At 67.7% G+C, this 18,876-nt stretch carries 18 protein-coding genes and 1 pseudogene; 9 read left to right on the top strand and 10 right to left on the bottom strand.

All coding sequences use genetic code 11. The annotated features are described in order from the left end of the window. Positions 1-129, bottom strand: a pseudogene (locus tag A5764_RS11805) (TetR/AcrR family transcriptional regulator); the annotation flags it as partial. Between the two features lie 110 nt (positions 130-239). Between A5764_RS11805 and A5764_RS11800 the strand changes: the two are divergent. Further along, positions 240-869 carry a TetR/AcrR family transcriptional regulator gene (locus tag A5764_RS11800; protein WP_067113433.1) on the top strand — a complete coding sequence of 210 codons (630 nt, stop codon included), beginning with the start codon at positions 240-242 and terminating at the stop codon, positions 867-869. On the opposite strand, the gene A5764_RS11795 is transcribed toward A5764_RS11800, so the two are convergent. Both A5764_RS11795 and A5764_RS11790 read right to left on the bottom strand, forming a co-directional pair. After that, on the bottom strand, positions 844-1,335 hold the full coding sequence (locus A5764_RS11795; RefSeq protein WP_067113430.1) for a DUF417 family protein: 492 nt from the start codon (positions 1,333-1,335) through the stop codon (positions 844-846). The genes A5764_RS11800 and A5764_RS11795 overlap by 26 nt on opposite strands. A 68-nt stretch (positions 1,336-1,403) precedes the next feature. Further along, the gene (locus A5764_RS11790; protein WP_082951654.1) at positions 1,404-2,012 is read right to left on the bottom strand and encodes a TetR/AcrR family transcriptional regulator C-terminal domain-containing protein; all 609 of its coding nucleotides are present in this window, start codon (positions 2,010-2,012) and stop codon (positions 1,404-1,406) included. Positions 2,013-2,169: 157 nt separating this feature from the next. Here A5764_RS11790 and A5764_RS11785 point away from each other — a divergent pair, with 157 nt between their 5' ends. Next, positions 2,170-2,724, top strand: coding sequence for a pyridoxamine 5'-phosphate oxidase family protein (locus tag A5764_RS11785; RefSeq protein WP_067113427.1), 555 nt, complete (start codon positions 2,170-2,172; stop codon positions 2,722-2,724). Between the two features lie 77 nt (positions 2,725-2,801). Here the strand turns inward: A5764_RS11785 and trpC are convergent, their stop codons facing one another. The 3 genes from trpC to A5764_RS11770 all read right to left on the bottom strand — a co-directional run bounded on the left by trpC (position 2,802) and on the right by A5764_RS11770 (position 6,154). Next, the gene (gene trpC, locus A5764_RS11780) at positions 2,802-3,596 is read right to left on the bottom strand and encodes an indole-3-glycerol phosphate synthase TrpC (protein ID WP_067113424.1); all 795 of its coding nucleotides are present in this window, start codon (positions 3,594-3,596) and stop codon (positions 2,802-2,804) included. A gap of 1,032 nt (positions 3,597-4,628) precedes the next feature. Then, positions 4,629-5,537: a LysR family transcriptional regulator gene (locus A5764_RS11775; RefSeq protein ID WP_067113420.1), complete on the bottom strand. Its 909-nt coding sequence runs from the start codon at positions 5,535-5,537 to the stop codon at positions 4,629-4,631. A 143-nt stretch (positions 5,538-5,680) separates the two neighbouring features. Next, positions 5,681-6,154, bottom strand: coding sequence for an SRPBCC family protein (locus tag A5764_RS11770; RefSeq protein ID WP_067113450.1), 474 nt, complete (start codon positions 6,152-6,154; stop codon positions 5,681-5,683). 119 nt (positions 6,155-6,273) lie between these two features. On the opposite strand from A5764_RS11770, the gene A5764_RS11765 reads away from it, so the two are divergent. From A5764_RS11765 to A5764_RS11745, 5 genes are all read left to right on the top strand, one after another. After that, positions 6,274-7,095, top strand: a complete 822-nt coding sequence (locus A5764_RS11765; RefSeq protein ID WP_067113417.1) for a mycofactocin-coupled SDR family oxidoreductase — start codon at positions 6,274-6,276, stop codon at positions 7,093-7,095. A gap of 130 nt (positions 7,096-7,225) precedes the next feature. Beyond that, positions 7,226-7,438 (top strand): heavy-metal-associated domain-containing protein, encoded by a 213-nt coding sequence (locus tag A5764_RS11760; RefSeq protein WP_067113414.1) that lies wholly within the window; start codon positions 7,226-7,228, stop codon positions 7,436-7,438. A 25-nt stretch (positions 7,439-7,463) separates the two neighbouring features. Further along, complete coding sequence (locus A5764_RS11755; protein WP_067113407.1) at positions 7,464-9,701, top strand: cation-translocating P-type ATPase; 2,238 nt, start codon at positions 7,464-7,466, stop codon at positions 9,699-9,701. A gap of 81 nt (positions 9,702-9,782) precedes the next feature. Beyond that, the gene (locus tag A5764_RS11750; RefSeq protein WP_067113404.1) at positions 9,783-11,174 is read left to right on the top strand and encodes an alpha/beta hydrolase family protein; all 1,392 of its coding nucleotides are present in this window, start codon (positions 9,783-9,785) and stop codon (positions 11,172-11,174) included. 245 nt (positions 11,175-11,419) lie between these two features. After that, positions 11,420-12,232: a polysaccharide deacetylase family protein gene (locus A5764_RS11745; RefSeq protein WP_067113448.1), complete on the top strand. Its 813-nt coding sequence runs from the start codon at positions 11,420-11,422 to the stop codon at positions 12,230-12,232. A gap of 6 nt (positions 12,233-12,238) precedes the next feature. Here A5764_RS11745 and A5764_RS11740 read toward each other — a convergent pair whose 3' ends face one another. Both A5764_RS11740 and A5764_RS11735 read right to left on the bottom strand, forming a co-directional pair. Continuing rightward, positions 12,239-12,499 carry a ribosomal protein L7/L12 gene (locus A5764_RS11740; protein WP_067113401.1) on the bottom strand — a complete coding sequence of 87 codons (261 nt, stop codon included), beginning with the start codon at positions 12,497-12,499 and terminating at the stop codon, positions 12,239-12,241. Between the two features lie 36 nt (positions 12,500-12,535). Next, the gene (locus A5764_RS11735) at positions 12,536-13,912 is read right to left on the bottom strand and encodes an FAD-binding oxidoreductase (protein WP_067113399.1); all 1,377 of its coding nucleotides are present in this window, start codon (positions 13,910-13,912) and stop codon (positions 12,536-12,538) included. A 158-nt stretch (positions 13,913-14,070) separates the two neighbouring features. Between A5764_RS11735 and A5764_RS11730 the strand changes: the two genes are divergently transcribed. After that, positions 14,071-16,980, top strand: coding sequence for a helix-turn-helix transcriptional regulator (locus tag A5764_RS11730; protein WP_067113396.1), 2,910 nt, complete (start codon positions 14,071-14,073; stop codon positions 16,978-16,980). Between the two features lie 6 nt (positions 16,981-16,986). Here A5764_RS11730 and A5764_RS11725 read toward each other — a convergent pair whose 3' ends face one another. After that, on the bottom strand, positions 16,987-17,256 hold the full coding sequence (locus A5764_RS11725; RefSeq protein WP_067113394.1) for a DUF4242 domain-containing protein: 270 nt from the start codon (positions 17,254-17,256) through the stop codon (positions 16,987-16,989). A gap of 13 nt (positions 17,257-17,269) precedes the next feature. Next, positions 17,270-17,749 (bottom strand): MarR family winged helix-turn-helix transcriptional regulator, encoded by a 480-nt coding sequence (locus A5764_RS11720; protein ID WP_067113446.1) that lies wholly within the window; start codon positions 17,747-17,749, stop codon positions 17,270-17,272. Between the two features lie 75 nt (positions 17,750-17,824). On the opposite strand from A5764_RS11720, the gene A5764_RS11715 reads away from it, so the two are divergent. Continuing rightward, on the top strand, positions 17,825-18,766 hold the full coding sequence (locus tag A5764_RS11715; protein WP_067113393.1) for a PHB depolymerase family esterase: 942 nt from the start codon (positions 17,825-17,827) through the stop codon (positions 18,764-18,766). Positions 18,767-18,876 lie beyond the last annotated feature (110 nt).

Here is an 18,876-nt window from a genome sequence, read left to right as displayed (position 1 = left end):
CCGGATCTCGCGGATGGTGGCCCTGGAGTAGCCCACCTCGGCCACGCAGCGCATGGTCGCGGCGACGATCCGTCGGCGGGTCTCCTCACCGCTCGCGCCGACCGGGCGACCCAGCTGCGCCCGCGTCATGGTGATGTCCTCACTCGTGCGTCCTGTCCGTCGACCCTGCAGCCAAGCTGCCGCTAGGAGAGAATATAATCGCACGATCGATTACTCGAGGTTCGGCGCGGAGGTGCGCGGTGGGTGAACCAGTAGCGCCGGCACAGTTGGGCCGCCCGGTGGGTGCCGATGGTGCGCAGACCCGCGCACGGATCATCGCCTCCGCGATGCGCTGCGTGGCCGAGGTGGGCTACTCCAGGGCCACCATCCGCGAGATCGCCGGGGCCGCCGGCATGACGAGCGGCAGCCTGTACCACTACTTTCCGAACAAGTCCGCGTTGCTCAACGCGACCGTCTCCGAAATCGACGGCATCGCGCGGTCGCGGCTGCGGGCCGCCGCGGCGCAGGCCGATGACGTCGTCGACCGGCTCGAGGCGGTGCTCGACGAGTCGGACCGGTTGATGCGCGAGCATCCCTACCTGGCCGCATTCGACCGGGCGATGCGCGCCGAGAGCGCCGGGCGCACGCGCGGCGGGCGACCCCGGTACGCGGGGCTAAAAGCGTTGCGCGACATCGTGAACGAGATCATCGGGGACGCGCTGGCGGGTAAGACGTTGCCAGCAGGGACTGACCCGCACGCCGCGGTCAACGCGATCTACGCGCTGACCCGCGGCCTGACCGAGCAGGCCGCCAGCCTGGCGCCGGCGGCCTACGCGGCCACGCTGCGGTCGGCCAAGGAATTGATCAGGGGAACGCTTTTCGCGCCGTAAGAGAATCGCCCAGAGTCCACACCGCAACGCCGATCAGCACCAGATCCTTGAGCAGGAATTGGCCCGGCAGCGCCGACAACACCGGCAGACCGGCGGCATAGGTCCCGACCACCCCTGGCGTGGTGAACAGGAAGCTCAGCGTGCCCATGAACAGGACCACCGCCAGAGCGCTGCCGACCGCCGATGCGCGGGGCCACAGCGGCCGCAGCGCAATGAGAAGCGCGGCAACGATTTCCATCGTTCCGAGCCCGCGCGCGACGGTGGAGACGCTGAAAACGTGGTAGACCCAGCTCATCAGGGGGTTGTGTTCGATCAGCACGCGCGATTCCATCTTCACGTACTTGCCGAACCCGATCCAGGCCAACACGACCACGAGGCCGTAGCGGCTGATCAGCTGCCCGCATGAGGTCAGCGTCTGCGCCAGGCGATGCGGTCTTGAGGCGGCGGTCTGGGCATGGTCGATCATCGGCAGTCCCTTCGGATGGGCATTGGGGCAATTGTTCCTAGGGGACACGGTTTCCAACCGCGATGGGTTCAGCGACCCAATCGCTCGAGTCCGGCGACGATGAGCCGCAACCCGTATGCGAACTCCTCTTCCAGGGGAACGGGCAGATCGTCGGCAACCGCGGCCGTCGCCGGATAGCGCGACGGATCAAGCTCGTGGAACGCCGCGGCCAACTCGGGATCGTCGTCGGCGGCCGCGGATCTCGGGCGTTGGATCGCGAAACCCAGTACGTAGCGCGACACTGTGGCATAGGCGTGGGCGGCAACCACCGGCGCGAATCCGTTGTCGAGAAGGATCGACAGAATAAGCTCGCGGTGCGCCAGCGCGTTGGGCCCCATCGGCACGTGCCCGATCAACAACGACGCGACATTGCCATGGCGGCTCAGCGCGTCAAACATGCTCTGCGCGAAGGATATACACGCCCGGTCCCATGGCAGTGCGGTCAGCGCTTCCGTGTCCAGCTCGGCTTCACCAAGCATGCGGTCGACGATCACCGCCACCAATTCCGATCGGTTGGCGAAGTGACGGTACAGCGTCGCGGTGCCCGAACCCAGGCGCTGTGCCAGTGAACGCATGGACAGCCCGTCGGCCCCGTGCTCGTCGACCAGTTCGACGGCCGCCGCAACGATCCGATCAATCGGCAGGGCCGGGCGGCCGCGGGGCCGGCCCTGATTGACGTCGCTCACATTGCGCAATCTGAGCACTCCCGAGCTTGACACCTACCATATTTATGGCCACACTGTATCTATTAATCAAGCGTCGGGTCAACACCCTTGCGAGCGAGGACGTTTCGACATGCTGCTTCCCCTGGCCGCGGAGCCATTCACCGCTCCGACCGACCGCGACATGTTTCCGTCGGAGCGGCGCGAATTCGTCCGCACCCATCGCACCTGTGTGTTCGGCTACCGCCGCCGCAACGACGGGCCGGCCATGTCGATCGTCTACTACATCCCCACCGACACCGACGAACTGCTGGTGTCCACCATGGCCGGCCGCGGCAAGGCCCGGGTCATCCAGCGGGACGGCAAGGTCAGCCTGTGTGTGCTCGACGAGCGGTGGCCGTTTAGCTACCTGCAGGTCTACGCCGACGCGACCCTCGATGACGACCGTGACCTTGCGGTGGACGTGATGATGGCAGTTGCCGGCCGGATGTCGGGCCAGCCGCTCGGCGAGGAGGCGCGTCCCTCCGTCGCAGCGATGTCGGAGCGGGAGAACCGCGTGGTTATCCGCTGCCGGCCGTACGCCAGCTACGCGACACCGCCGCGTCACCTGCACCGCAACGACCAGGTCGACCAACTCTCCCATTGGGTTTCGGGCGTGGTGGCCTGGGATGCCGACGATCCGTCATGAGCCGGCGTAGCGGTCGCGCAGCTTGGCTAGCCTCGCCTCGATGCGCATACCGCAGGCGCAGCGCATGCCGGTCAGGCCTAGCTGACCAGAGCGTTCGCGGTGTCGATGAAATCGCGGACGGTGGTGCCCGGATCACCGGAGCGAACGAGAGCCTCGCCAACCAGGACAACGTCGGCGCCCCATGCCCGATACTCCGCCACGTCCTGCGGCCCCGTCACACCCGACTCCGCCACCCGAACCGTGCCCTCCGGGATAAGCGGCGCCAGCTTGCCGAACACCGAGCGGTCCACCTTCAGCGTGGTCAGATCCCTGGCATTGATGCCGCACAATTCGGCGCCTGCCGCCACGGCACGACCGACCTCGTCGGCCGTGTGCGATTCGACAAGCGGCGTGAGGCCGAGTTCCATACACAGTCCCAGCAGGTTAGCCAGTTCGGCGTCGCTGAGTGAAACGACCATGAGCAAAGCTAAATCAGCGCCGTGCGCACGCGCCTCCCACAGCTGGTAATCGTCAACGATAAAGTCCTTGCGCAGTACCGGCACGTCGACATGCTGCCGGACAGCATCCAGGTCGGCCAGTGATCCGCCGAATCGGCGGTGCTCGGTCAGAACGCTGATCGCCTGAACTCCGCCGGCCACGTACTGAGCGGCGAGCGCGGCCGGGTCTGGAATATCAGCGAGGTCGCCTTTACTGGGGCTCTTGCGTTTGACCTCGCCGATGATCGTCAGGCCTGCGGAGCGAAACCCGGGCATCGGGTCGAGTGCCGGCGGCGCGTCCGCCACCTTGGCCTTCAACTCGGCGAGAGACGTTCGGCGTTTACGCGCCTCCAGATCCTCACGAACGCCGACGAGGATCCCGTCCAGAACGCTCATTGTGATTTCGCTCCTATCCACAACACCGCGGCTTCTATGCCGATTGAGTTTAGCGGGCGATGCGACAAGCTGTGCGGACCGCACAAATCCTTTGTTGGGCAACATCTCCAACCTGATCGGATCTCTCTAACAGAGAGCGGCGAATCTTCCGCAAGCGAGCAGTGTTGTTATTAGGCAACACCTCTCAGTTGCCGAAATTGCCTATCCAGGCGTGACTGCTTGTTCGTTGCCGACCCCGGCTGGAAAGTCGTGCCATCGTTGCGGGTGAGCGCACCACTTGCAGTGCTGAGCCGTCGCCCGTATCAAGTCGCGCTGCTTGGCGATGCGAATCATCAACGAATCCGCAAGTCCGCTGGTCAAACTGGGCGCATCCATTTGTCGGGAGGGCCGTCTGGAGCGTAGCTTCCGCTCCGTCCGGGCCAGCTCTCCTTCGGAGCTGAGATTCAGGCCGCGGATGACGTCCGGACTGAAACCGCCAACAATCAAGCTGCGCCGCCGTGCGACCCGCATGCGACTGGCTGATGGCACAGCAAAAGGACCCCGCGTACCAATTGCGCTGACGGCTCGAGAATTCGCTCGTGTCGATCCCCACGGAAAGATGATGTTGAGACCGATCGCCGCCAGCGTCGCCATGAACTGGCTGGCAATCTCGACGAATTGCGCGTGGGCCGCTTAGACATTGGCGGTTGCCGCCGAAAGGCTGGCGCCGAGATTGGTTGCCTGGTTTGTTACTTGGCAGCCGTTCGCTAGGGCAGCGATGTGTGGCAGGGGGCGGCCGCCTCGAGCGCCTGCGTAGCGCCACCAACCCCAAGCCACAACGGAGGTTTGATTGCTCCACGGCAGTGTGACGCAGGTTACGTAGAAGTCTTGCTATCGAGCAGTTTCCGCGCCGGGTTGCGCCCGTCGGTTCCGTGGTCCTTCTTCGTCCGGGAGCCTCTGATACGTGGATCTGAGGACGCGACGGTTATGACGCATGTCTGACAACGTTGTGAACGTCGATCTTTGCAAGCGATTGCGCGACGGCGTGCTCAGTCATCGGTAGGCTTCAGTGGCGGGGAGCCAGGCCGAAGAAAGGTCCGGCAGGACGGCATCGGTTGTCAGCACGTCGATTACGGCACGCACGGCCTCGCGGGCTTCAGTGCGGCGCCATACCAGTGACCACGTCCAATATGGTGCCTGCGGAGCTATTGGGCGCTGCACGATGTCTGCGGGTACGACGGCGGCGCTCTGGACTTTGGGGGCGTTGAGCACCGGCCGGCCCAGTCGGCGGACGTGCTCGAAAAACATTGCGCCGGCGATTCCGCCGTCGCTGATTCGCAGCGTGTTGGCTCCCGTCACCTCGGCGAAAAGCTCCCCGTACCGATTCCACGAAGACCAGCATCCGGAGTCGCTGTCGAGCAAGACCACGGTATCCGCCGCATTCACGGCGGAGCTCTCCCCGCCGACACTCGCCGCCTGCAGCTGTTGGACGCCGATGAGATGTGCATCGAGGCCGTACTCGTCGAGGTCGGGGCCCTGGACCCAACAGACCGCCAGGTCGATGCCTCCTTCGGCGACCCTGGCGACCTGGCTGTGCGAGGGCAGCACCCACGTATCGATATCGACATTCGCTACGGCCGCCGTCCGATCGGCCAAGTCGGCGGGAAGCCAATCGACATAGCCGAGCCGGACGGGTTCGGAATTCGATAATCCAATCGCGCGGCGGCGCAAGAAATCTGCTTGTTCGACAAGCGCACGGGCTGTCGGCAACAGTGCCGCTCCGGTCGCCGTGAGAGTGACGGAGCGGCGGTCGCGATCGAAGAGGGGCACCCGCAGATTCCGCTCGAGAACCCTGATCTGCTGAGAAAGTGACGGCCCGGCAATGCGCAGCCGCTTTGCGGCGCGACCGAAGTTCAGCTCTTCGGCGACCACCACGAAGTAGCGCAGCTGACGAAGTTCCACGTGAAGATGCTATTGCGACAGTTGTCAGCTTCCAGCAACCAATCGTACTGACAACGCGCGTATCCATGCCGCGGGCAAGCCCGACCAGTCGACGGAACACTGGCCAGGCGCCCCTACCGTCCCCGGCTCAGATGCGGCACCCCCTACTGCGCGGCGTAGCGGTCGCGCAGCTTGGCCAGCGTCGCCTCGATGCCCGTGGCGTTGGCTTTACGAAAACCCATCAGCTCGTAGTACTTCAGCGTGTTCTTTATCGCGCCGGCGTCGCTGTAGTCGAACGTCTCGGTTACCCGCGTCCGGGTGGGTGACAGCGATTCGAAGTGCCACCGCCAGCGGTGGCCCAACGGATGCCGCCATTCGACCAATTCATTGGGCTTCAGCGCCGTCACCTTGCTGGTGATGCGGTAGGGGACGCCGAACATCTTCATATTCGTCGAAAACTTCGACCCCACAGCCAGTTCCGCGGGAACCTTGATGTTGCTGACGACGGTGCCCGACCCGTCCAGCTCGCTGTGGCGGCGCGGATCGGCGGCCAGCGCGTAAAGCTCGGCGGCCGGCGCGTCCACTTCGACCGACCGACTCACCTGTCGGGGTCCCGCGTCGATGGCGTTGACGGTCATGGCGGTCTCCTTCCGGCTGTCCGGCGGCACGGGGTCGACGCTACGCTTCGCCGAGTCGCACTGGTACGACCGTTCGACGACGGCGTCGCGTGCTGGTTGAGAAAGGAACGCAACGACCGATGAGCCAATCAATCCCGGGGAAGGTGGCATTGGTCACCGGCGCCGCGCGGGGCCAGGGCCGGGCCCATGCGGTGCGCCTGAGCGCCGAAGGCGCCGACATCATCGCGATCGATATCGCCGGGCCGTTGCCGTCCAGCGTTCCCTACGATTCACCGACACCTGAGGATCTCGCTGAGACCGCGCGGCTCGTCACCGCCAACGGCAGAAGTGTCGTCACACGCGCGGTCGACATCCGTGATATCGCCGCGCTCAAGGCCGCCGTCGATAACGCGGTTGGCGAGCTGGGGCGTCTGGACATCATCGTCGCCAACGCCGGGATCTGCAGCCCGGCGGCCTGGGATGAGATCACCCCGGAGGCGTTCCGCGACACCATCGACACCAACGTGGTCGGCACCTGGAACACCGTGATGGCCGGTGCGCAGCACATCATCGACGGCGGGCGCGGCGGCTCGGTCATCCTCATCGGGTCCGCCGCGGGCATCAGGATGCAGGCGTTCATGGTGCACTACACGGCCAGCAAACATGCGGTCGTCGGGATGGCGCGCGCGTTCGCCGCCGAGCTCGGCCGGTACAACATCCGGGTCAACAGTTTGAACCCCGGAGCGGTCGCCACCCCGATGGGCACCGGCCGGATGCGCGACGCGCTGCATGCCGCCGCCGACACCTACCCCCACCTGCGGGGCATGCACCAGCCGCTGCTGCCCGAGGGCATCGCCCAGCCCGAAGACATCGCCGATGCCGTCGCGTGGCTGGCGTCCGACCAATCCAGGTTGGTCACCGCCACGCAGGTGTCCGTCGATATCGGTGTGGGCTACGTCTGACCGGGTCTGAGACCGGATCGGCGCTCAGGCACAATCGTGACGCGCGTGTGCGGCTACGACCTGACGGGAATCCCCCGGGGCAACGCGCATCGCGAATTCCTATACAAAGGGGTGTACGGATAGGAGCGGCGTGACCACGAGCGAGTACGAGGTTAGCGGAATGAGCTGCGGACACTGCGAGGCCGCCATCCGAAGCGAGGTGGCGCGGATCCCCGGTGTGCGCGACGTGGACGTCAGCGCGCGCACGGGCAGGCTCGTCGTCACAAGTTCGGCGCCCGTCGACCAGGACGCGGTGCTGGGCGCGGTCGACGAGGCCGGCTTTGCCGCGGTCTTGGTCGCCTGAAACCGGGAGCCGGACCCCTCACCCAATGAGCCCACTGAGCCCACTGAACAGCATCGAGCTCGAAATCGCGGGGATGACCTGCGCCTCATGCGCCATGCGCCTCGAGAAGAAGCTGAACAGACTCGACGGCGTCGACGCGACCGTCAACTACGCCACCGAAAAGGCCACCGTGGTGGTCCCGTCCGGGTACGACGCCCGGGCACTCATCGCGGAGGTCGAGAAGGTCGGCTACACCGCGGCGCTGCCGCAACGCCACCTTGAGACGCCCGACGACGCCGAGCTGGTGTCGCTGCGCATGCGGCTGGTCGCCGCGACCGTGCTCGCCGGCCCGGTGATCCTCATGGCGATGCTGCCCGGCCTGCAGTTCCGTTACTGGCAATGGGCGTCGCTGGCCCTGGCCGCCCCGGTCGTGCTGTGGGCGGGGTGGCCGTTCCACGCCGGCGCCTGGATGAACCTCAAACACCGCGCTGCCACCATGGACACGTTGGTCTCGGTCGGGACCCTGTCGGCGTTCCTGTGGTCGGTGTATGCGTTGTTCTGGGGCACGGCCGGCCGGCCGGGCATGCACCACGGCTTCCAGCTGACCACCGGCACCGGCACCGGCACCGGCAACCTCTACCTCGAAGTGGCGGCCGGTGTGACGCTGTTCGTCCTGGCGGGCCGCTACTTCGAGAAGCGCTCCAAGCGGCGGGCGGGCGCGGCGTTGCGTGCACTGCTGGACCTCGGCGCCAAGGACGTGGCGGTGCTGCGGGACGGCGCGGAAACCCGCATCCCCGTCGGCCGGCTCGCCGTCGGCGACGAGTTCGTGGTGCGCCCCGGCGAGAGGATCGCCACCGACGGGACGGTCGTCGCGGGATCCTCGGCGGTGGACGCCTCGATGCTCACCGGTGAGTCGATCCCCGTCGAGGTCGGTGCGGGCGATCCCGTCACCGGTGCCACCGTGAACGCCGGCGGGCGTCTGGTCGTGCGCGCCGCCCGGATCGGCGAAGACACCCAGCTCGCCCAGATGGCCAAGCTTGTCGAGGCGGCCCAATCGGGCAAGGCCGACGTGCAGCGGCTCGCGGACCGCATCTCCGCCGTGTTCGTTCCGATCGTCGTCGCCGCCGCCTCGGCCACCCTCGCGGTGTGGCTGGCGGCGGGCGCGCCTCTCACTGCGGCGCTGGCGGCGGCCGTGGCGGTGCTCATCATCGCGTGCCCCTGCGCCATGGGCCTGGCGACGCCGACGGCGCTGCTGGTGGGTGCGGGCCGCGCGGCTGAGCTCGGTGTGCTGATCAAGGGACCCGAAGTGGTCGAGTCGACCCGCACGGTGGACACGATCGTGCTCGACAAGACCGGCACGGTCACCACCGGCCGGATGACCCTGGTCGACGTCATCGCCGCGCCGGGGACCGACCGTGCGACGCTGCTGCGTTACGCAGGGGCCGTCGAGGACGCGTCCGAGCATCCGGTCGCCAGGGCGATCGCCATAGCCGCTACGGCCGAGGCCGGGCCCCTGCCCGCGGTCCTGGACTTCGCGAACGTGGCAGGCAAGGGCGTTCGCGGCTGCGTCGAGGGCCGCGCCGTCGCCGTCGGGCGCGAGTGCGTCCTGGCCGATTGGGACGTCGACGCCGAATTGTCGGCGGCCATGGCCCGCGCCGAAGCCGAAGGGAAGACCGCGGTCGCCGTCGGCTGGGACGGCCACGCTCGGGGGATCCTGGTGATTGCCGACACCGTCAAACCGACCAGCCGCGAAGCCGTCCGGCAGTTCAAGCTGCTGGGATTGACGCCCGTGCTGCTCACCGGCGACAACGGCACCGTCGCACGGTGCATCGCCGACCAGGTCGGCATCACGCGCGTCGTCGCGGAGGTCACGCCCGCCGGCAAGGTCGCCGCCATCAAAGGCCTGCAAGCCGAGGGCAAGGTGGTCGCGATGGTCGGCGACGGCGTCAACGACGCCGCGGCGCTCGCCGCCGCCGACCTGGGGCTTGCCATTGGCACCGGCACCGACGTCGCGATCGAAACCGCCGACATCACCCTGGTGCGGGGCGACCTGCGCGCGGCGGCGGACGCGATCCGGCTCTCCCGCCGGACGCTGCGCACCATCAAGACGAACCTGTTTTGGGCCTTCGGCTACAACGTCGCGGCGATCCCACTGGCCGCCCTCGGCCTGCTCAATCCGATGCTGGCGGGCGCCGCGATGGCCTGCTCGAGCGCGTTCGTGGTCGGCAACAGCCTGCGGCTGCGCTCCTTCGCTCCCACGACCCGTGCCGATCCTGTGGGATAGTTGATCTGGCTTACCTTGCCAACAGTCACCGCCACCAGTCAGCCTCGCGGAACGAATCGGATTTAGCGAAGGTCACGACCGTTGCCCCACTTCGTCGAACAGCTGTCCTTGCTGCATGGCTGGCTGCCGGTGGCGGTGCAGGCGCTCACGGCGCTGGTGGTCGTGATCGCGATCGGGTGGCGCAGGCGGCGTTGGCGTGGCTGGCCCCTCGCGGTGGCGCTGGGCGCGGCGGCGGTGATGACGGCGCTGTCCTATTGGTACATCACCTCGATCGGCGTGGCCGGGGACCCCGCGCCGGTATCGCTGTGGCTATGGATTGCGACGAGCGGGCTGGCGGCCGCGGTGTTGTTGCTCGGATGGCCGGGCGCCCGGTGGTGGCGGCGGGGTCTGGCAGTGCTTGCGGTGCCGCTGTGCGTGCTCTGTGCGGCCCTGTCCTTGAACGGCTGGGTCGGCTATTTCCCCACCGCGCTGGCCGCGTGGAATCAGCTGACGTCGGCGCCGTTACCCGATCAGATTGATCGGCTGCGGGTCACCGCCATGCAGCTCGAGGGCACCAAGCCCACCAGGGGCGTCGTGGTGCCCGTGACGATCAGCGCCGACGCGTCGCACTTTCCCCACCGCCAGGAACTGGTGTATCTACCCCCCGCATGGTTCAGCAGCAATCCGCCGCCACGGCTCCCCGCGGTGATGATGATCCCTTCGGCGTTCAACACCCCGGCCGACTGGCTGCGCCCTGGCGGCGCCTTCTCCGCCATCGACGACTTTGCGGCCCGCCATCACGGCTTCGCCCCGGTCCTGGTCTTCGTCGACGCCACCGGCACCTTCGACAACGACACCGAATGCGTCAACGGCGCGCGCGGCAACGCGGCCGATCACCTGACGAAAGATGTGGTGCCCTTCGTCGCTTCAAACTTCGGGGTGAGCGCCGACCGAGCCAATTGGGGCGTCGCCGGATGGTCGATGGGCGGCACCTGCGCCGTCGGCTTGACCGTCATGCATCCGGAAATGTTCAGCGCGTTCGTGGACATCGCCGGCGACGTGCGCCCCACCGTCGGCGGCAAGGAGCAAACCATCGCCCGCCTGTTCGGCGGTGACACCGCAGCCTGGGCCGCGTTCGACCCGATCACCGTCATGACCCGCCACGGCCGCTACACCGGGGTGTCGGGTTGGTTCGACGTTCCCGCGTCGTCCGGCCCGCGCAACGTAGCCGAGGAAGCCAATCCCACCCTTGCCGGCCCCAGCACGGACCCCCTCGCCAACCCGGAGGGCCAGGACGCCGCCGCGAACTCGCTGTGCGCCGTGGGCACCGCCAACGGGATCACCTGCGCGGTGGTGACCCAGCCCGGCAAGCACGACTGGCCGTTCGCGGCCGAGGCGTTCGCGGCATCACTGCCGTGGCTGGCCTCGACGCTGGCAACCCCTTACGCCGAGCCCGTCGGGTTGCCGCAACACCGCGGCGGGGCGCCCCACTGAGGTATGCGTGACCGTTACCTTTTCGAGGCTGAGTTCACAGCTGACCCTCCCGTAACAGATCCGGCGTATGTCCAGTCCGAGTGATACCGTTCGCTGCTGTGACGGCGGAGTTTGGCTACGGCGGTATCCGGGGTACCGGGTCGCGTGTGCCGACATCGCACCGCAAACGACCCACCAGGAATCGCGGGGGATTCTTCATCTCCCCTTTAGCCGGTGCTTCTGACCGGAGCCGGCCCGCGCCGGAGCTGAACCGGCGTCGTTTTCTCGGCGCGCTGGCCGCGGCCACCGTTGCCGGCGTGGGCGCCGCCCGCCTGGTAGTCGACCCGCAGCCGCGGACGTTCGCCCAGGCGCCCCCGGCCAACGTGGCGGCGACCTCCGGCCCGACCGCCCCGTCCGCCTTGTTGGGGCCACCGCCGTCGAGTGCCCGCATCCCACTGCCCGGCGGCGGTGCGCTGACCAAGATCCCCGGGCAAGGTGATTTGCTGGCGCTGACCGTCGATGACGGCGTCAGCAGCGAAGTGGTGCGCGCCTACACGCAGTTCGCCAAGGACACCGGGGTGCGGCTGACTTTTTTCGTCAACGGCGTCTACGACTCCTGGACCGAGAACCTGGCGACGCTTCGGCCGCTGGTGGACTCCGGCCAGATCCAGCTAGGCAACCACACCTGGTCGCACCCGGACCTGACCACCCTGTCGAAAGGTGAGATCGCCCAACAGCTCAGCCGCAACGACGACTTCCTGAAGAAGACCTACGGCATCGGCGCGAAGCCGTATTGGCGCCCGCCGTACGCCAAGCGCAACGCCGCCGTTGACGACGTCGCCGCCGACCTCGGCTACACCGTCCCGACCCTATGGTCGGGGTCGTTGTCGGATTCCACGCTGATCACCGAGGAATACATCGTGAAGATGGCCGACGAGTACTTCACCCCGCAGTCCATCGTCATCGGGCACCTGAATCACCTGCCCGTCACACACGTCTATCCGCAACTCGTCGAGATCATCCGCGACCGAGACCTGCGCACCGTCACCCTCAACGACGTGTTCCTCAAGACCCCCTAGCTGCGCCTACAGGGAATCGACGACCTCTTTCGCCTCGCGCAGTCCCGCGCCGGTCATCTCGCGCAACAGCTTGATCGCCGCGATCGCGTTCCCGGCGCGGGCGAGCGCGACGACTTCGGCCGGCACACCGCCTTCGAGTAGCCCCGACGGGGTGGCACCCACGTCGCTGCCGAATGTCGGGCACGGGACGCCGACCCTTTCCGACAGCAGACGCACCTGCTGTTCGAGCAGCGCAAGACGGCGGTACAGGTAGGCATCTTCGATCACGTCACGATTATGTCGTCCAGCGGTCTGGAGCGCTCCCTATCCGGACGGCACGATGTTCTGGTTGATGTGGAACACGTTGCCCGGGTCGTACTGCGCCTTGACCTCGCTGAGCCGCTGATAATTCGGACCATAGGTCGCCCGGACCCGGTCTTGGCCCTCGTCCATCATGAAGTTGACGTAAGCGCCGCCGGCCGAGTACGGGTGGGTGGCGTTCCAGTATTCCGCCGTCCAGCGCTTCAGCACTTCGGCGTTCGCCGGGTCGGGGTCGACGCCGGCGATGACCTGAGAGAAGTTGACGTCGCGGTAGGCCCAGGGCGTGTCGGTTCGGCCCACCCGATGGACGGTGCCGTCGATCGGGTAGAGGTGCATCGTGGAGTGCATCGTCGGCAACTCCTCGGTGAAGTGGGCATGCGCGTCGACCGCGCCGTCGGGCACCGTGCGGAAGAAGTCCCCGCGCCAATACCATTGCAGCCCTTTGGGATACAGCGCATCGAAGGTGGACTGCAACGCGGGATACGGGGCGGTGACGAGGCCTTCGAAGGCCGGCTGCATCTGCCGAACCGGCGCGAACGCCTCGTCGGCCCGGGCCGGATCACCGGTGTAACACCACATCACGGCGCAAGCCTTCTGCCCGTGGAACGCTGCGGGGAACGGCGCGGCCGGTGGGACGGTCATGCTTGCGAAGAACCCGTAGAGGTCGTCGTCTTGGGCGGGGAGGAAGTCGCGGTACCACCGCAGGATGTCGGCCGTGGCCGATGAAGGCCACGCGGTCGGGCCGCAAACCACGGTGTGCACCGGGTGCAGGCGGAACGTGAAAGACACGACCACGCCGAAGTTTCCGCCGCCGCCGCGCAGTGCCCAGAACAGGTCGGGGTGCTCGGCGTCGGACGCCGTCACCAGGCGACCGTCGGCCAGCACCACCTCGGCCTCCAACAGATTGTCGATGGTCAGGCCGTGCTTGCGGGTGAGGTAGCCGTGGCCGCCGCCCAAGGTGAGACCGCCGACTCCGGTGGTCGAGATGATGCCCGCCGGCGTCGCCAAACCGTGGGCGTGTGTCGCGCGGTCCACCTGTGCCCACGTCGCGCCGCCTTGAACCCGAGCGGTGCGCCGGTCGGCGTCGACATCGATGCGGTTCATCGGCGAAAGGTCGACGACGAGCCCGCCGTCGACGGAGCCGAAACCGGGCCCGTTGTGGCCGCCCCCGCGCACCGCGACCGCGAGGTTGGACGTCCGCGCGAACTCCAGAGCACCCGCGACGTCAGCAGCCGAGCCGCAGCGCACGATCACCGCGGGCCGCTTGTCGATCATGGCGTTGTGCAGCGCCCGAGCGTCGTCGTATCCGGCGTCGCCGGGCAGGATGACCTCGGCCCCGATTCGGCCGCGTAGTTCCTCGGTTGCGGTTGTCAGGCTCATGGCCCGCACCTCCTCTAGCCGCTTGGCGGATCTTGATGCCGCGACACTATGAGGCAAGGGGCCGCTGCGTCATGACCAGAACGGAGCATCACCGAGACACCCAACGATAGTCAGTTCTGACTATCGACCGGCCAGACCTGCGCGATTACGTTGATCCCATGGCGCAGTGGGTGCCACCACCGCTTCCGGCGGAACTGCTCGGCCGTCGCCGCGGCCCGCTGGTCGGGCGCGATGCGGAGCTGGCGGCGTTCGAACGGGCCTGGGAGCGGGTCGAGGGCGGCGACCGCCAGGCCGTCTTCATCGGCGGTGAGCCCGGGGCCGGAAAGACACGCCTGGCCGCCGAAGTGGCCGGAACGCTGGCCGACCACGACGTCGCGGTGCTGGTCGGCAGGTCGACGGCCGACGAGGACGTCCCCTACGCGCCGTTCGCGGAGGCGCTGGAGCGCCTGCTGATGGCGGGCCCATCGGGTTCGATGGCGGATGCGCTGGCGGACGTGGGACCACAGCTGCGGCGGCTGTCCCCTCGGGTGGACCGGCATCTGCCTGGCGGCGAGCCCGTGGGGGAGGTCGGCTCGCCCCGGCAGGCGCTCTTCGACGCCTTGACCGGCTTCCTGCGGCGCCTGGCCGCCGACCGCCCGATCGCGCTCATCCTCGACGATTTGCATTGGGCGCAGCTCCCCACGCTCGCCATGCTCGAACACGTGCTGACCGCGTGCGCGGACGTGCGGATGCTGGTGGTGTCCACGTTCCGAACGACCCAGCCGGACCGCTCCGACGAACTCGCCGCCCGGCTCGCCGAGCTGCATCGGTTCGACGGGGTGCGGCGCCTGGACCTCGCGGGCCTGGACACCGAGGCGATCGCCGAATTCGTGAGCCGAACCCAGCAGCTGACTCCCGCATCGGCGCGGACGGCCGCCGCCTTGCTGCGCGACAAGACCGGCGGCAACCCGTTCTTCCTGACCGAGCTGGTCAACGACCTGGAGATCCGGGGCGGGCTAACCACGTTGAGCGTGCAGCGGACGGTCCCGGCGTCGATCGGCGATGCCATCGCCCAGCGGCTGGCCGGGCTGGGCACCGGCGTCCGGGCGGTGATCGAGCAGGCGGCGGTGCTGGGCGAAACGTTCGACCTGCCCGCGCTGATCGCGACCTGCGAAGGTGACCTCGCTGCGACGCTGGCGGCGATCGATTCGGCCGAAGCCGTCGGGCTGGTGCGGGCGGTTCAGGACTCCGATGGCGAGTTTTCGTTCGTGCACGCGCTCACTCGCGAGGCCGTCCTCGGCGGCATGGCGGCGTCCCGGCTCCGGATCATGCACGCGCGAGCCGCCGACGCGCTCGAGGGCCGGACCGACCCATCGGTCGTTCCGCGCCTGGCGAACCACTGTCTGCGGGCGCACGTGCTCGGCTACCACGCGCAGGCGTTGCGGTACGCACACCAGGCGGCCCGGATGGCCGAACAGAGCCTGGCCTATGAGGACGCGGCGAGATGGTTCGAGCGGGCGGCGTCGCTGCCCGAGATAAGCCGCACCGATCGGGCCCGGCTGGACCTCGATGCGGCCGCAAACCACGTGCGCGCCGGCGATTTCGCGCGATCGCGCGCCATCTATGAGCGCCTCAGCGCGATGGACGACCCGATGATCCGACTGGCGGCGGCCGTCGGCTACGAGGAAGCGAATTGGCGTCGCGGCCAGTCTGATTCGAGGGCCGCCGACCTGCTGGCGTCAGCGCTGGAATCCTGCGGGTTGGATACCGACGATCCGCACTACGTGCAGGCGCTCGGCAGTTTTGGACGGGCGCTGGCCTTTGCCGGCGAGGCGACGCGGGCGCGCGAGGTCGGCAACCAGGCGATCGAACTCGCGCGGGCCGCCGACGATCCAGCGGTGCTGATGCACACCCTCAAGACGAGCCTGTGGCACGGGCTCACGCCGGAGATGTGCGAAGTCCAGGCGGAGCGTTCGGCCGAGGTGTCACGAATGGCGTTGGCGCGCCGCGACTACGAGGTGCTGGGGGCGGCCGCGCACTTTCGCGCCATGGTCAGCTACCTGGCCGGCCGGCCCGACGACCTGGCCGCGTCGACCACGGACATGCGCCGAGCCGGCCAAGCCTGCGGGCAACCGGTCTTTGGCTTCGTCGGCGCATGCGTCGAGCAGGCGCTGGCGTATCTGCGCGGCGACTTCGCCGGAGCCGAACGGTGGGCCGACATCGCTTTGCGCACAGGGGATTCGTTCGACGCGGATGACACCGAGGGTTCGAACGGGGTGCAGATGTTCATGATCCGGCGCGAGACGTCAGACCTGAAGAGATTCGCCGGATTCGTCGACGGCAGTGAGACTTTCGCCGGACGCTGGGTACCCGGCCTGCTTGCACTGTATACCGAGCTCGACTGTGAAGCGGGCATGACCCGCGCGCTCAACCATCTGCTCAACCGCAAACTCGGTGACCGCACCAATGAGGCGCAGTGGCCGATGGAGCTGGTGTTCATGGTGGAGACCGCATTGGTGCTGGGCAACCGAGAAGCGCTCCACGCGCTGCGCCCGTTCGTCGCCCGATATGCCGGCAAGAACCTGGTGGCCGGGCAGTTCGTCGCGCTGTTCGGCAGCGCCGACCGATATCTGGCGAGGATGGCGGCGCTCGATGGGGACGCCGGCGCGGCCGAGCGTTGTTTCGGCGCGGCGCTCGAGATGGATCGCCGTATGGGGTCGGTGGTTCATGTCAGCGAGACGCTGGTCCGCTATGCGTTGTTTGCCGCCTCCCACGGGCGCACCGAGGAGGCCCGGCGACTGGCCGACGAGGCCCGCGCCATCGCCGCGCCGATCGGCCAGAAACGCGTTGTCGCCCTGGTTGATTCGTTGCCAGCCGCGGGTTCCGAGGGTCCGGACGGCCTGACCGACCGAGAGGTCGAGGTGTTGCGGCTGCTCGCCGAGGGGCTGAGCAATCGGGCGATCGGCGAACGCCTCTACATCAGCACCAACACGGCCGCCAACCACGTGCGCAACATCCTGATCAAGACGGGCGCCGCGAACCGTACCCAGGCGGCGATGTATGCCGCCGATCACGAGCTGCTGGGCTGAGAGGCCTCAGATGTCGGACAGCGCGCCGTCGGGCATGACGCGATCACCCATCTCGATGACGACGTCGGCGGGCAGGCCCGCACGCGCGGCAGCGGTCCGGATGGCCTCCGGCGACGGCGCCTCATAAAGGCAATACGTCTTTCGTTTGTCCGCTGACAGGAACGAGTACATCCAGCGAACCCCCTCTTGGTCGTTGATCCGATTGATGCCATCGGCGATCTCAAAGCTCGGTTCCAGTTCCTCGGCGAATGTTCGCTCGACCATGAATATGGGCACGACGGACTCCTCTTCATTGGCTTGGGGTTGAACCTACGCCGTCCGCTTCCGAAGTTTCGCTGGAGAGCAATACCTGCAAGGTCTCGCGCAGTTCGCCCAAGCGTTTGCGCCCCAGGACCTTTTCCCATCGTTTTTCCAAATCGAGGGCGTTGGAGCGCATTACGCGCAGCGCTTGCCGACCGCGCGGCGTCAGCTCGATGATCCGGGCGCGGGCATCGACGGGATCGGGGACTCGCGTGACGTAGCCATGGCGTTCCAGCGCGGCCACCGCCTGGGCCACCGCCTGCCGGCTCACCCGCAGCCGGTCGGCCAAATCCGATGCATGAAGCCCCCCGGCCACCAGCGGCACCAGGGCAACCGCTTGGGCCGGGCGAATCCCGTCGAGTCCAGCTGCGGCGAAAGCCGCCCGTAAACGGGGCGCGCCCGACGCGGCCACCAGGTTGACCAGCGCCGGAACGGTCGGTTCCCACTCGGCATCTGCAAGGCGTCGCATGGTCATGAGTGTGCCACCCACCGCGCTATTGACAAGTTGCTTGTCAAAGTCGGTGCGGGCTGCCACGATGGGTTGATGCGAAATCGATGCGCTCGCGCACTGGGCGTTTGCCTCGTTCCGATTCTGGTTGTCGCGCTCGGCGGGTGCCTCGGCGGCGGGCATGCATCGGGAACGCCCGGCGCGCAATCGATTCCGGACGGCCAATCCACCCAGACCATCCAGGTGGGTGGGGTCGGCAGGACCTTTCACCTGTACCGGCCGCAGGGGCTTACCGATGCGGTGCCACTCGTGGTCATGATGCACGGCGGCTTCGGCAACGGTGCACAGGCCGAGCGTGCCTACCACTGGGACAGCGAGGCGGACAACGGGCATTTCCTAGTCGCCTACCCCGACGGCCTCAACCGCGCCTGGAACGCCGGCACGTGCTGCGGCCAACCGCAGCGCGACAACGTCGACGACGTCGGGTTCATCACCGCCATGGTCGGAGCCGTCGAGCAGGAGATCCCCATCGATCGCGCACGGGTCTACGCCACCGGCATGTCGAACGGGGCCATGATGGCGCTTCGGCTGGGCTGCCAGACCGACAGCTTCGCCGCGATCGCGCCGGTGGCCGGCACGCTGCTGACCGACTGCTCCCAGGCCCGGCCGACTTCCGTGCTGCAAATCCACGGCACCGCCGACGACCGGGTCCCCTACCAGGGCGGACCCGGTAAAGCCTTCGCGATCAACGGGAATCCCCGGGTGGACGGTCCCTCGGTGGAGTCTGTCAATGCCTCGTGGCGATCGATCGACGCGTGCGGACCGCCCACGTCGGGGACCGTCGGCAGCGTGACCACCCAAACGGCCGGCTGCGCCGACGGGCGCACCGTGGAATTGATCTCTGTGGCCGGCGCGGGCCATCAGTGGCCGGGCGGGGAGCCGAGTCCCCTGACGGAGCTCGCGGGGATCCCGGCTCCCTCGACGGCGCTCGACGCCACCGACACGATCTGGCAATTCTTCACCCAGAGCCACCGCTGAGACGCCCCGTCCCGCCTCGAGCGTCGAATCGTTGCGCGATTCTCGTGTTTTTTGCCCGACCACTCGACCCTCGGCGGATTTACTTTTGACACGCATGTGCGACACCAGTC

The organism is Mycobacterium sp. 852002-51057_SCH5723018 (genome assembly GCF_001667035.1).
Classification (GTDB): Bacteria; Actinomycetota; Actinomycetes; order Mycobacteriales; family Mycobacteriaceae; genus Mycobacterium.
This window is presented reverse-complemented; position numbering and strand designations above follow the sequence as displayed.